10 protein-coding genes are annotated in these 13,226 nt (G+C 73.3%); 7 read left to right on the top strand and 3 right to left on the bottom strand.

The annotated features are described in order from the left end of the window. Nucleotides 1–207: 207 nt before the first annotated feature. On the top strand, nucleotides 208–1,128 hold the full coding sequence (locus AAHZ94_RS02890; protein ID WP_349990236.1) for a hypothetical protein: 921 nt from the start codon (nucleotides 208–210) through the stop codon (nucleotides 1,126–1,128). A 226-nt stretch (nucleotides 1,129–1,354) separates the two neighbouring features. Here AAHZ94_RS02890 and crcB (AAHZ94_RS02885) read toward each other — a convergent pair whose 3' ends face one another. Further along, nucleotides 1,355–1,729 carry a fluoride efflux transporter CrcB gene (crcB, locus tag AAHZ94_RS02885; RefSeq protein WP_349990235.1) on the bottom strand — a complete coding sequence of 125 codons (375 nt, stop codon included), beginning with the start codon at nucleotides 1,727–1,729 and terminating at the stop codon, nucleotides 1,355–1,357. Then, nucleotides 1,726–2,322, bottom strand: a complete 597-nt coding sequence (gene crcB / locus AAHZ94_RS02880; RefSeq protein ID WP_502964568.1) for a fluoride efflux transporter CrcB — start codon at nucleotides 2,320–2,322, stop codon at nucleotides 1,726–1,728. Before crcB (AAHZ94_RS02880) ends, crcB (AAHZ94_RS02885) begins: the two co-directional genes overlap by 4 nt. A 1,377-nt stretch (nucleotides 2,323–3,699) precedes the next feature. Between crcB (AAHZ94_RS02880) and AAHZ94_RS02875 the strand changes: the two genes are divergently transcribed. From AAHZ94_RS02875 to AAHZ94_RS02860, 4 genes are all read left to right on the top strand, one after another. Then, nucleotides 3,700–4,974: a helix-turn-helix transcriptional regulator gene (locus AAHZ94_RS02875; protein WP_349990234.1), complete on the top strand. Its 1,275-nt coding sequence runs from the start codon at nucleotides 3,700–3,702 to the stop codon at nucleotides 4,972–4,974. Between the two features lie 260 nt (nucleotides 4,975–5,234). Continuing rightward, nucleotides 5,235–6,485, top strand: a complete 1,251-nt coding sequence (locus AAHZ94_RS02870; RefSeq protein ID WP_349990233.1) for a helix-turn-helix transcriptional regulator — start codon at nucleotides 5,235–5,237, stop codon at nucleotides 6,483–6,485. 823 nt (nucleotides 6,486–7,308) lie between these two features. After that, on the top strand, nucleotides 7,309–8,067 hold the full coding sequence (locus AAHZ94_RS02865) for an IclR family transcriptional regulator (protein ID WP_349990232.1): 759 nt from the start codon (nucleotides 7,309–7,311) through the stop codon (nucleotides 8,065–8,067). Between the two features lie 324 nt (nucleotides 8,068–8,391). Further along, nucleotides 8,392–9,525, top strand: a complete 1,134-nt coding sequence (locus tag AAHZ94_RS02860) for an aminopeptidase P family protein (protein ID WP_349990231.1) — start codon at nucleotides 8,392–8,394, stop codon at nucleotides 9,523–9,525. 466 nt (nucleotides 9,526–9,991) lie between these two features. Here the strand turns inward: AAHZ94_RS02860 and AAHZ94_RS02855 are convergent, their stop codons facing one another. Next, a complete protein-coding gene (locus AAHZ94_RS02855) occupies nucleotides 9,992–10,603 on the bottom strand; it encodes a hypothetical protein (protein ID WP_349990250.1) in 612 nt (203 codons plus the stop codon). Nucleotides 10,604–10,877: 274 nt separating this feature from the next. Between AAHZ94_RS02855 and hemL the strand changes: the two genes are divergently transcribed. Then, nucleotides 10,878–12,188: a glutamate-1-semialdehyde 2,1-aminomutase gene (gene hemL / locus AAHZ94_RS02850; protein ID WP_349990230.1), complete on the top strand. Its 1,311-nt coding sequence runs from the start codon at nucleotides 10,878–10,880 to the stop codon at nucleotides 12,186–12,188. 8 nt (nucleotides 12,189–12,196) lie between these two features. Continuing rightward, nucleotides 12,197–12,910 carry a histidine phosphatase family protein gene (locus AAHZ94_RS02845; RefSeq protein ID WP_349990229.1) on the top strand — a complete coding sequence of 238 codons (714 nt, stop codon included), beginning with the start codon at nucleotides 12,197–12,199 and terminating at the stop codon, nucleotides 12,908–12,910. The last annotated feature ends 316 nt before the right edge of the window (nucleotides 12,911–13,226 follow it).

The following is a 13,226-nucleotide window of genomic DNA, read 5'->3' as shown; positions in this document are numbered from 1 at the left end:
CGTCCGTGCTGGTCGCCGGCGGTGGCGACGGTGGGTGGGAGTGCGGCGGGGGCGCGGGGGTGCGAAGGTCGTGGGTGCGGCGTTCTTTGCGTACGGGCAACGGGCGCGGCTGGCCGAAACCCTCAAGGCGCTGTTCCCACGCCTGGCGTCAGGCACTAGCCATGAAGCGGGTGGGAGCTGCCTGCCGAGGGTGAGAGACGAGGTGCCATGCCTGGTACACGAGCGAATACAGATCACGGACTGCACGGCAAGGCCCGGTTTGACGACATCTATGACCTGCCTGATCCCCGTGGATACTTCCGTACGCTGCGGCCACTCGCGTACCAAATTCCCCAGCACGCACAAGAGGTCTTTCGGCAGCTACTGGCCGCCCGGGCGCTGGCCGACGCTTCCGGCGAGCGGCCCGCGGAACAGCCCGCCGAGCGCCCGCCGACCGTGGTCGACGTGTGCTGCTCGTACGGGATCAACGCCGCGCTGCTCAACCACAAGGTGACCCTTGACGAGCTGTACGAGCGCTACACCGGCCCGCAGGTCGAGCGGCTGACCACGGAGCAACTGATCGACAGCGACCGGGAGTTCTATGCGGAGCGGAGACTTCCGGACGCGGTGACGATGGTGGGTCTCGACGCGGCGGGGCGCGCGGTCTCGTACGCCAAGCGGGTGGGGCTGCTCGATGCGGCGTTCAGCGAGAACCTGGAGCTCGCCGACCCCGGCCCGGAGCTGCGCCGGGCCGTCGCGGGGGCCGGGCTGATCACGGTCACCGGCGGCATCGGCTACGTGACCAGCCGCACCGTGGCCCAGTTGGTCGGGGCCGCGGGCGGCGCGGTGTGGCTGGCGGCGTTCGCGCTGCGCGGGGTGGCGTACGAACCGATCGCGGCGGCCCTGCGCGGCCTCGGCCTCGTCACCGAGACGGCAGGCCCTGAACACACCTTCGTCCAGCGGCGCTTCGCCAACGACGCCGAGCGCCGGCACGCGCTCGCGGCGGTGACGGCGGCCGGCGCCGATCCGCGCGGCAAGGAGGAGGCGGGCTACTACCACGCGCAGTTGTACGTGTCGCGGCCCGCCGCGCACGTGGCGGCCTTCCCGCTGGCGGACTTCGTGGGGGACGGCGGCGCGTCGCCGAGTTAGGGCCCGAACCGGGGGAACGCGCGGATCGCGTGGACTGCCTGGACCGCGTGGACGGTGAGGCTCGCCGGGCCTATGACGCCTGTGTGACCTGTGTGACCTGTGTGACCTGTGTGAGCTGCGGGGCCCAGATGACCCGCGTGACCTGGGCGGAGCGCGCGACCCCCACTGCGCCGCCCCCGCCTCCGTGCCGCCGCGCGCCGGGGCGGGGCGGTGTGGGCGGGGGTGCTCAGCCCCATAGCGCGCGCCCCAGTGCCGCGCCGGCGAAGGCCGCGCCGAGGCCGGCCAGCAGCGTGCTCGCGACGTAGCCGGCGGCGAACCGCCGGTGCCTGGTCTCGGCGAGCCGCAGCGTCTCGTAGGAGAAGGTGGAGTACGTGGTGAGCGCGCCGCACAGGCCGGTGCCGAGCAGTGCCTGTACCCGAGAGCCGTCCGCACCGGCCAGCGAGGCGCCGGCGAGCAGCCCGAGCAACAGGCTGCCCACCACGTTGACCAGGAACGTTCCCCAGGGGATGGCCGTGTCGTAGCGGGCCCGTAGCTGTTGGTCGGTCAGGTAGCGCAGTGGGGCGCCCACCGCCGCGCCGATGATCACGAGTAGCCAGGTCATGTCGCGGCCCGCCGTCCGGCCAGCACTCGATCGGTGGCGGCCACCGCGCACCAGACGGCGGTCAGTGCCGTCAGCGGGGTGAGCAGGAGGTAGCCGACGGCGGTGGCGGCCCGGCCGTCGTGGCTGAGGCGTTCGACGTCCACCGCGTACGTGGAGAAGGTGGTGAAGCCGCCGAGCACGCCGGTGGCGACGAACGGCCTGACCAGCGGCGGCGCCTGCCACGACTCCTGGAGGACGACGAGGAAGACGCCGATCAGCGCACAGCCGATGACGTTGATGCCGAACGTGGTCCACGGGAAGGCGTCCGGCTCGGTGGGCCACAGCAGCCCCGCCCCGTACCGGGCACTGGCCCCGAGCGCCCCGCCGGCCGCGACCACCGCCAGCACCTCGCCCTTCGTGCCGCGCCGCGGGCGCCGTAGGAAGGGAGGCAGTGGGGGTGACTCGGCAGCCGACTGCGCGCCGTGTGGGGTGGGTGGGGTCTGGGGTGGCTCGGATGGCTGGGGTGGCTGGGGTGGCTGGGGTGGCTGGGGTGTGGGTGGGGCGTCGTGGGGCGGGGGGCTCGGTGCGGGGCCGGTGGGGTCGGGGTCGGGCACGGGCCTCTCCTACGCGTCGGTCGTGGCACTTCGGGGCCGGCCGGTGGCCCCGCTCGATTCGGCTAGGTTGCCCGGTCGGCCGGGGCGGCGGGGCGCCGGGGGTGTTCGGCGGGGCAGGGTGTCGGTGGGACGAGTCGCGGGGGTGGCTCGGGTGGTGCGGCTGACGGGGGCGGCGGATTCGGTGCCGGGGGCCCGGGTGGGGGTGACTCGGCGGTGGCGGGTGGGCGAACATCTGCCGGACTGCCGTGGGCGTCTTCGCCCGCGCGGCTCGCCGGGCCGGGCGGACGGGGTGGCAAGTGTGCTGGCCGCCGGCGCTCCGGCGGGCGGGCTTGCGCCGCAGGTGGTGGACGGTGCGCGGGCGCGCCGTTGCGGGCCGTACGGGCGGATCTGAGCCATCGGCGCGGCGGGGCATCGGACGGGGGTGTGTAGGGATTCCGTAACTGACACGCACTTGCCAATCCAGTGGCGCGGCTGTCCACAAGCGGACAGTTCTCCCGGTGCGGTTCGCGGAGTGTGGTCGGGTGCGTGCGCCGAGTTCACGAAGCGGAGGCGGTGGGCGCACGTTTCGGACGTACGGGGCAGCTTCCTGACACACGCGTTGCGCCGTCGGGGCAACCTCGTGACGGAGCCGGTACACAGCGGCGCCTTTGCCTTTTCTTTGCCTTTTGGTGCGCGTTGACTGGGTCGCAGCCAGCGAACTAATCTCGCGATGAAGTGGTCGGGTTTTCGGGCCGCAATAGGAAGCCGACTCATGGCGAAGTTCATGGGTGAAGAACGAGTGGCGCACAGATGGACGTGGTGTCGGATCGAGATCGGCTAGCCCGTAATTGCATTTTCAATCATCCCAATCTTCTGGCACCGCGACTGATGTGATCCAACTGTGTGTTCACAGCGTTCTCGACGCGTTCGGGAGGGCTGCGCCGCGCATCGCATGGGGGAGTCATGGCAGAACTGGCGACGATGGCACCGAGTACGGATACGAGCCCACCGACGAGTCCACCAACCCGCCCGAACCCGGACATAGCCGCCCCGTTGGCCGTGAACCCGTCGGCGCAGCCGGCCCCCGACCCGCTCGGTAGACCGATGCGCGCGGCGCTGACCGGCGCTCGGCCGACCCGGCCGGGTGAGGCGGCGGGCCGGGTGCGGGACGGGGGCGCGGCGACCGGGCGGGAAGACCGTTCGTATTCGTCCGCGGATAACGCAGATATCGCGGATAAGCAGCCGGCGCCCGGGTTGTATTCCGCGCGCAATGCCCGGCGCGATTCCGCGGATTCCCCTTCGAGCGGCGCGCTGCCCGTAACGATGGGCGCGCCGGATGGCTTGCGCGGTGCCGCATCTGACGGCCCGGAGAAGACTGCGCCGAATGGCCGGCGCGCGGTGAGCGCCGCGCAGCGGGAGGCCGCCGGGGCCGCGTACGCGCACCCGGCCGATCGGCCGCGGCGGACGGAGGCGGCGCCGCTGGAGTTCGTCGACCGCTCGGTGCCCGGTGTCCGGGGTGCGACGGGGCAGGCCGACGGCGCCTGGGCGGGGCTGGCCTGGGCCGATGCGCGTGGCCCCGAGATCCGTTCGGTCCAGCCGCGCCCGGTGGGTCCGCGCTCGTTCGACCCGCGCGTGGCGGAGGTGGATGCGCCCCGGGGCGCCGACCCGTACGCCGGCAACGCGTACCCCGCCGACCCCTATCCCGCTGACCCGTACCCGGCCCGCTCGTACCCCCGCGCCCGCTATCACGGCGATGCCCGGCGGGCCGGTGGGCGCGGGGCCGCGCGTGGGTTCGACGGGATGAGCGGGGCGCTGCGGGGCGGCGCGTATGCCGATCCGGAGCCGGCCGGCGGCGCGTACGCCGACCTGGAGTCGGCCGGTGGCGCGTACGCCGCACGGGAGACGGCCGGCGGCGAGGGTGCCACCTGCGGCGACCCGGATGCGGTGGAGCACGCGCTGCGGCAGGTGTGCGAGTTGATCGAGTCGGCCGTCACGCTGCACCGGCGCACCGCTGAACAGCCGGCCGCCGTCATGGTCGCCGACGACGGCCCGGCCGCCCGGCGCACCGTGCACCAGTTGATCGCCCAGGCCAGGCGCGGTGTGAGCGTCATCGTCTCCGGCGTGCCCGAGCAGGCGCAGTCGCTGGCCCCGCTCCTGGAGCAGCTCGCCGCCGCCGGCAGCCGGGGCGTCGCCGTCCGCGTGCTCTGTGCGGCCCAGGCGCTGGAGACGCCGGGGCTGGCCACCGCGGTGCGTCGCGGGCTGGCCGGGCACGAGGTGCGGGTGGAGACCGGCGACCTCCAGGGCGGGGTGATCGTGGACGGTCAGACCGCCTTCGTCCACGCCGGCCCCGGCCACCCGGGCCGGTACGCGTCGGTGGTGGAGGACCCCGCTTCGGTACGCGTCCTCGACCTGATGTTCGCCGCCGCGTGGCGCACCGCGATGCCCATCGGGGAGCACCTGCGCCTCGCCGACCGGCTGCGCACCGACTCCGTGCGCAAGATCCTGGACCGGCTGCGGGCCGGCCGCACCGACGACGTGGCGGCCCGCGAGATCCAGGTCTCGCTGCGCACCTACCGCCGGCACGTCGCCGCGATCATGCGGGAGGTGGGCGCCAACTCCCGCTTCCAGGCCGGCGTTCGGGCCTACGAACTCGGTCTGCTCGGCCCGGCATGAGACGCGGCAGGGGCGGCCGACCGACCGGCGGCGTGCGGCGGGCGTGCGGCGCGCGGCCGAGCCGAGGGGCGCGGCCGGTGCGCGGCGTCCGGCGGCCGGAGCACGGGCCCGCGCCGCCCGCGCGGCGCCGTCGGCCCCGTTCGGGCGCCGGCACCGGGAAAGGCACGAGAAATGCCCGGGTCGAAATCTGTTGACGGTCGGCCCGCCGCGCGGCGTGACCGCAGGCGACGGATGGCGGTCATTGGGTGAAATTCACGGGGGTGAATGAGTTGAGAGAATTCGTACCCGCTACGGTCGGCGCTGGTCATCAGCCGGCCGGGGACGATATAGCGCAGGAACTGCTCGCGGTGCGGGCACTGGTGGAATCCACCGTCATGAAGCATCGGGACCGGCAGTCCCGCAATTCCTGGGTGGCGACGATCGGTTGCCAGGAGAATGACATTCTGGCAACCGCGAAGAAGCTTTTCGGCGAGGCGCGGGAGAGCGTCGACGTGGTCCTCGCGGCCGATTCCGGGCATGCCCAGGTGCTCTATTCGGCGCTGGACGACTGGCTCTCGGAGCAGGCCGTACGGGCCACCGGCGGCGCCGCGGCCAGGACGTCTGCGCCCCGCTCGGGTGGCGCCCAGGGCAGCACGGCGCCCGGAGCCGAGGACGGCACGCCGGGCGGCGCCACCGCCCCGCGGACCGTGGCCGAATCCGACGCCTCGTACGGAGCGGTTCCCTCCGCGCAGGGCTCGTCCGCGCAGGGCTCGTACGGGCAGAGTTCATACCCGCAGGGCTCGTCCACGCAGGGCCCGTACGGGCAGATACAGGCCGCGGCAGCCCCACCCGCAACAGCCCCACCCGCAACAGCCCCGTACGCAGCGGCTTCCGCGTCGGACGCGCCCGCCGTATCGGCCCGCGGCGCGGGAAACAGCGCAGGTCATAGCCCGGGACACGGCACAGGTCACAGCGCGGGACACGGCACAGGACACGGCGCCGGACACAACGCAGCGCACGGCGCAGCACAACGCCCGGTACGCACCCGGCTGTTGTGTGTGCAGGGTGCGCTCGACCGGCAGTTCGTGCAGCGGCACTGTGGGGGGCCGGTTCCGCTGGAGGTGAGGGTGGCAAGAATGCCGCTGCTCGCGGCCGTGGTGGTGGACGGCAGGGCGGCGCTGGTCTGCGCGGACGCCGCGGCCGGCCGCCGGGCATCGACCATCCGCGACCCGGGCGTGATCGAGACGCTGCGCACCCTGTTCGTCGGCATTTGGCGCAAGTCGTTGGCCGCTGGCGAGCGCCCGGACAGCAGCGACCAGAGCCGGAAGGAAATGCTCCGGCAGATCCTGGAGTGGATGCGGCTCGGCGTCACGGACGAGGTGGCCGCCCGCGAACTGTCCGTCTCCGTCCGCACCTACCGGCGCTACGTCGCCGAGATGATGTCGCTGCTCGGCGCGGACTCCCGGTTCCAGGCCGGGGTGCGCGCCGCCGAACTCGGCCTGCTGCCCGCGGCCCCGGTCGACGGCCGATGACCGATGACCGGCCGTCCGGCCCGGCCGGTGCGAGGGCGCCGGCCGCCGCCTCGTACAGTTCCCACAGGAACGCCGCGAACCGCACCACCGGCAGCATCCGCCGCGCCCCGCACCCGGGCCCGCGCGGTGTGCAGTTGCCGCGGGCGTCCGCCGGCGACCGGCCCCGCGCGATCCGCATCAGGGCCGGCCGCACCGCGGGAACCGGCGGGCCGACGCCCCCTCGGGCTTGGCCGACTCCCAGGCGTCCGGCCGCCCGCCGTGATAGGGGCGGCGCGCTCCGGGCCGTGGACCGGCCGGGTGCGAGGGCCTGCGGATACGGGCACGCCGCCGGCGCCGCAGGGGGCAGGGGCCGGGGCCACAGGGGTGCCGGCGGCCCGCCGCATGGGGGTGGGCGCGGTGAATTAGGGGGGTAGCGCGGGACGGCGGATGACACGATCCGTTGCGGCGGGGGAGACGGTCGGGTGCAGTGTGGGGGAGAGCGCCCGTTGTCGATAACACCCGCCGAGGTTGAGCGCATGTCAAAAATTCGAAAGACAAAAAATTGCTGGGTGCCACGTGCGGCTGGCAGCTTCCTGTAGTGGTCATTGCGGGTGTTCGAGCCGGACGGATAGACATGTCCGTGGGAATTGGAATCCGCGCCAACTAAGGATGATGAATCCCACCGGTGGCCACTCCTCCCGGAGCGCCAGCGGTGGCGGAAGTTCGGCAGTCTTCCCCCGGTCCCGTCGAACTTCTGCCCGTTTACGCTCGACATCCGCAACGAAGCCGTGGTTGTGGACGGTCCCGGCACACCGCGGGGCCGGTCCGATGAGGAGAAACACGCATGACGACAACAAGTCCTGAGAAGACGCTGGCCCCCGAGCAGCCGCTGAGTGGGGTCGGTGTCCTCGACAAGGCCTCACTGCTGCTGGGGGTCCTGGAAGCCGGCCCTGCCTCGTTAACGAGGTTGGTGGCGGACACCGGTCTCAAGCGCCCGACGGCCCACCGGCTGGTGCTCGCGCTGGAACGGCTGCGCCTGCTGGCCCGAGACAAGCACGGGCGGTTCATCCTGGGACCGCGACTGGGGTTGATGGCCGTCCAGGCGTGCCAGGACCGGCTGTTGACGGTGGCCAATCCGGTCCTGGCCGAACTGCGCGACCAGACCGGGGCCAACGCCAGGCTCTACCGCCGGCGGGGCAATCTGCGGATCTGTGTGGCCGCCGCACCCGCCCCTTCCTACGACACGTCGGGCCCGTACGACTCGGTGCCCGTCGGCGCGGCCTTCCCGATGAACGCGGGCCCCACCTCACAGGTGTTGCTCGCCTGGGAGGAGCCCGAGGTGCTGCACGAGATGTTGCGCGGCTCCCGGTTCACCGCCGCCACGCTCTCCAGCGTGCGCCGGCAGGGCTGGGCGCAGAGCATCGACGTCCGCAAGCGCGAGGGCGCCGAGGTGGCCGCGCCGGTGTACGGGCCCGGCGGCCGGGTGGTCGCCGCGCTCTCCGCGTACTGGCCGGGCAACCGGATGCCCAGCAGCCCCGGCCGGATGCACGTGAACGAACTGGTGGACGCCGCGGTACGGATCGGACGCGGCTTCCCCGAGTGAGGACCCGACCCCGCTCGACGGGGTAGGCCCGACGGGCGCCCGTGCCGGGGCGGCCGGACCGCATGGCGCTGTGGTAGTGCGCAGCGCGTGCGGCGGGTCGGGGAGGGGCCCGGTGTCTTCGGACGGGGCCCGACCCGGTGCTTCGTCAGAGGGGCCGGTGCGGTGTTTCGGTACGGGCAGGATCGATGTTCCGTACGGGGTCAGGCCCGGTGGGGGCGGGGAAACGCGGTGCGTAAACCACCTCGCGGGACGGGGCGGGCTGAGCGATGCTGAGGGCGTTCGTCATCTGTCGCCACTTCCTGCACCCCCGCACCGAGGAGAGCCATGGCCGTCACCGCTGACCAGCCCGCGCCCATCACCCGCGAGGACTACGCCGCCCGGATGGCCAGGGCCGGCCGTACCGCGTTGGACGCCGGCCTGGCCGGACTGATCGTCACGCCCGGGCCCGACCTGGTCCATCTGTGCGGATACCACGTGACCGCCGTGACCGAGCGGCTGACCGCCCTCGTCATCACGCCCGACCGGGAGCCGCGTCTGCTGGTGCCCGACCTGGAGCGGCCCGACGCGGCGGCGGCCGTCGGCGCCGGTGCGGTCGAGTTGGTGAGCTGGACCGACGGGGACGACCCGTACGAGGCGGCGGCGAAGCTCCTGCCGCCCACGGGACGTTACGGAATCGCCGACTCCGCCTGGGCGCTGCACCTGCTGGCCCTTCAGCGCACCCTGCCGGACACCTCGTACGCCTCGCTCACCGCGGTGCTGCCGATGCTGCGTGCGGTCAAGGACGCGCACGAGGTGCAGCGCCTCGCGGCGGCCGGGGCGGCGGCGGACGCCACGTACGAGGCGATCTGTACGGTGCGCTTCGCCGGGCGGCGCGAGTGCGACATCGCCGCCGACCTGTCCGCGCTGCTGCACGAACACGGCCACAGCCAGGTGGACTTCGCGATCGTCGGCTCGGGGCCCAACGGTGCGAGCCCGCACCACTCGGCCGGCGAGCGGGTCATCGAGGACGGCGACATGGTGGTGATGGACTTCGGCGGCCTCAAGGACGGCTACGGCTCCGACACCACCCGCACCGTGCACGTCGGCGAGCCGACGGCGGAGGAGCGCAAGGTCCACGACACGGTGCGGGCGGCGCAACAGGCGGCGTTCGAGGCGGTCCGGCCCGGGGTGGCCTGCCAGGAGATCGACCGGGTGGCGCGCCGGGTGATCAGCGAGGCCGGGTACGGGGAGTACTTCATCCACCGGGTGGGGCACGGCATCGGCGTCACCACCCACGAGCCGCCGTACCTGGTGGAGGGCGAACACCTGCCGCTGGTGCCCGGCATGTGCTTCTCGATCGAGCCCGGCATCTATCTGCGCGGCCGGTTCGGCGTCCGCATCGAGGACATCGTGACCTGCACGGAGACGGGTGGCCGGCGGCTCAACAACACGTCGCGTGAGATGCGTGTGGTGAGCTGAGCTGAGCTGAGCTGAGCTGAGCCGGGCGCCGGGGACTGACCCGGGCCGGGGCGGGGCGGGGCGAGCGGGGCCGGCGGTGGGTGGCCCGGGCCGCCCCGGGTGTTGGTGGGTGGCCCGGGCCCGCCCCCGGGGGTGGGGGGGGGGGGGGGGCCCCCCCCCCCGGCCCGGCCGCCCCGCTTCCGTCCCTCCCCACGCCCACGCATTCGGCTGCCCTGCCCCCCGGCAAGGGGCCCCACACACCAAGGGCGGAGCCCGAAGGCCCCGCCCCACTCGCCTCCGCCCGGCGCCCGCGAACCGCGTAGCTCCCGAAAGCCCCGGCTCACAGCCGTACAAAGCCCCAGCTCACAGCCGTACGAGGCGCACCCCCACAGTGGGCTGACGGGTCACCCCAGGCTCAGGGCCGCACCCGGCCCCACGCCACCCCGGGTTGACGGGTGCTACCCCGGGCTGACGGGTCACCCCAAGCTCACGGCCACACCAAGCAGTACGCCTGGTGGCCCGCCTCGTGCAGCCGGTGCGAGAAGTCCTGCCACTGGTGGAGCAACTGGTAGACCGAGTACGCGTCGCGGGGGCCGCCGCGGTCGGGGACCGTGGACCAGATGACGGCCGCGGCGCCGACCGCTTCCTCGCCCACGCCGCGCAGCGGGTCGACGACCGTCATGGGGAGCTTGACCACCGCGTAGTCCGGGTGGAGGACGACGAGTTCCAGTGGGGGGACCTGGTGGAGGGGTATGCCCTCGATGCCGGTGAGCACCATCGCGGCCATCGTCTCCGGCTTGATCTTGGTGAACATGCCGTGACCCAGCTCGTCGCCGCCCAGCTCCTCGGGGCGCATCGAAATGGGGACCCGGGCCGCCGTCGCGCCGTCGGGTGCGCCGAAGTACTTGTACGTCACCCCCATACGGCCGCCTCTGCTGTCCCCGTCGGCGTCGCTCCGCCGGTGGCGGCCGAGCCGCTGACCTTCTCGGTCTCGGTTCTCCCGGCCTGCGCGGCCTCGCCGGCCCGCAGCACGGGGAACACCGGGGCGCTCGGGGCCCCGGTCATCGGCCCCTTCGCCCAGTTCGCCACCGCTATGAATATCTCCACCCGACCACTCGCGGCCACGGCCGCGCAACCCGATCATCGTGTCAGAGACCTCCCCCGGGAGGACGCCGTGAAACGCCCGCCCGCAGGACCCCATGAGGCTCTGACACCATGGCTTGTGTGAGCTATCCGTTCGAAACCACAGTTTCGCAGACGCGCGGGGGCTGACGCCCGGCCGAAAGCGAGGAGTTTTCCCGCGCCGTCGCCCGCCGCCGGGCCGCGCCGTAACGACGCCGCCCTTCCCTTCGTCTTTGCAGGTCAGGACCCAAGTGCCTTTTCCGTATGAAGCCCCAGTCTCGCAGACGCTCTTCGATCGCGCTGGTGTGGTGACACCCGGTGGCGTGAACTCTCCGGTGCGCGCCTTCCGCGCCGTGGGTGGTACGCCCCGATTCATGGTGTCTGGTGCCGGCCCGTACCTGACGGACGCGGACGGGCGTGAGTATGTCGATCTCGTGTGCTCCTGGGGACCGATGATCCTCGGCCACTCCCACCCCGAGGTGATCGCGGCCGTGCAGGCGGCCGTCGCGCGCGGCACCTCCTTCGGTACGCCGGGCGAGGGCGAGGTGGAGCTCGCGGAGGAGATCGTGGCCCGCATCGACCCCGTCGAGCAGGTCAGGCTGGTCTCCTCCGGGACCGAGGCCACCATGTCCGCGATCCGGCGGGCGCGCGGCTTCACCGGCCGCGCCAAGGTGATCAAGTTCGCCGGCTGCTACCACGGCCACGTGGACGCCCTGCTGGCCGCGGCCGGCTCGGGCGTGGCCACCTTCGGGCTGCCCGACACCCCCGGGGTGACCGGTGCGCAGGCCGGCGAGACGGTCGTCCTCCCGTACAACGACCTGGACGCGGGGCGCGCCGCGTTCGCCGCGCACCCGGGCGAGATCGCCTGTGTGATCACCGAGGCGTCGCCGGGGAACATGGGCGTGGTGCCGCCGCTGCCCGGGTTCAACGCCGGGCTGAAGGAACTGTGCGCGAGCAACGGCGCGCTGTTCGTCTCGGACGAGGTGATGACGGGCTTCCGCGTCTCCAAGGCCGGCTGGTACGGGATCGACGGCGTGCGCCCGGACCTGATGACCTTCGGCAAGGTGATGGGCGGCGGCTTCCCGGCCGCGGCCTTCGGCGGCCGGGCCGACGTGATGGCCCACCTCGCCCCGGCCGGCCCGGTCTACCAGGCGGGCACGCTGTCCGGGAACCCGGTGGCCACCGCCGCCGGCATCGCCCAACTGCGGCTGCTGGACGACGCCGCGTACGGGCGGGTGGACGCGGTCTCCCGCGAGGTGCGCGGGCTGGTGTCGCAGGCGCTGGACAAGGCGGGCGTGGCGCACCGGTTGCAGGTCGCGGGCAACATGTTCTCGGTCTTCTTCACCGACGCGGACGCGGTCGTGGACTACGCGGGGGCCAAGGCGCAGCAGGCGTACCGGTTCACCGCCTTCTTCCACTCGATGCTCGCCCAGGGCGTCTACCTGCCGCCGTCGGCGTTCGAGTCGTGGTTCGTGTCCACGGCGCCCGACGCGCGCGCGATCGAGCGGATCGCGGCGGCGCTGCCGGGGGCGGCGCAGGCCGCCGCGGAAGCCACTGAATGATGGACGCCATGACGAACAGCGACAGCATGCGGGCCGTGGGCGGCGGCGAGGGCGTGACCACCGTGGTGCACCTGATGCGCCACGGCGAGGTGCACAACCCGGAGGGCGTGCTCTACGGCCGCCGGCCCGGCTACCACCTTTCCGAACTGGGCCGGCAGATGGCCGACCGGGTCGCCGAGCACCTCGCCGGGCGGGACGTCACCCACGTGGTGGCCTCGCCGCTGGAGCGGGCGCAGGAGACCGCCACCCCGATCGCCAAGGCGCACGGGCTCGACCTGGCCACCGACGAGCGGCTGATCGAGGCGGCGAACGTCTTCGAGGGCAAGACCTTCGGCGTGGGCGACGGGGCGCTGCGCAAGCCGGCGAACTGGCGCCACCTGACCAACCCGTTCCGGCCCTCCTGGGGCGAGCCGTACATCGAGCAGGTGGTGCGGATGATGGCCGCGCTCGGGAAGGCGCGGGACGCGGCCCGCGGGCACGAGGCGGTCTGCGTCAGCCACCAACTGCCGATCTGGGTGGTGCGCAGCTTCGTGGAGCGGCGTCGGCTGTGGCACGACCCGCGCAAGCGGCAGTGCACGCTGGCCAGCGTCACCTCTTTCACCTACCGCGACGACAAGATTGTTTCGGTCGGCTATTCCGAGCCCGCCATTGACCTCGTTCCGGTGCACCTGCGGGTCGGGGCGAAGCGGACGAAGGGCGGCAGTAAGGGGTTTGGCGCCTAGTTCGACCGGTGCGCCGCATTCGCAGTCGATTCCGTAATTGCCGTACTCCGTCGGGGATTTCACGGCGTGCGTACGGCGGAGCTGCGGCGTTCGGCGCGCGGCTGGCCGCGGGCCGGTGCGGGCGGCCATTCCGGTGGGCGCCGGCGTAGCGGCCGGCGGTGGCCGGGGATGGCATCTATACGGGTGGCCGGGATGGCATCTGTGCGGGTGGGGGGGGGGGGGGGGGCGCGGCGGCGCCCCCCCCCCCCCCCCCCCGCGGGGGGGGGGGGGGCGGGCCCCCCCCCCCCCCCCCACCCCCGGCCGAAAAAAGGGGCGG

Source organism: Streptomyces sp. HSW2009 (assembly GCF_040240285.1).
Taxonomy (GTDB): domain Bacteria; phylum Actinomycetota; class Actinomycetes; order Streptomycetales; family Streptomycetaceae; genus Streptomyces.
This window is presented reverse-complemented; position numbering and strand designations above follow the sequence as displayed.

What these genes read in the sequence shown, in the direction of transcription:
- AAHZ94_RS02845 (WP_349990229.1), top strand. Translation starts at nt 12,197, where the DNA reads ATGACGAACAGCGACAGCATGCGGGCCGTGGGCGGCGGCGAGGGCGTG.
- AAHZ94_RS02865 (WP_349990232.1), top strand. Translation starts at nt 7,309, where the DNA reads ATGACGACAACAAGTCCTGAGAAGACGCTGGCCCCCGAGCAGCCGCTG.
- crcB (WP_349990235.1), bottom strand. Translation starts at nt 1,729, where the DNA reads ATGACCTGGCTACTCGTGATCATCGGCGCGGCGGTGGGCGCCCCACTG.
- AAHZ94_RS02860 (WP_349990231.1), top strand. Translation starts at nt 8,392, where the DNA reads ATGGCCGTCACCGCTGACCAGCCCGCGCCCATCACCCGCGAGGACTAC.
- AAHZ94_RS02890 (WP_349990236.1), top strand. Translation starts at nt 208, where the DNA reads ATGCCTGGTACACGAGCGAATACAGATCACGGACTGCACGGCAAGGCC.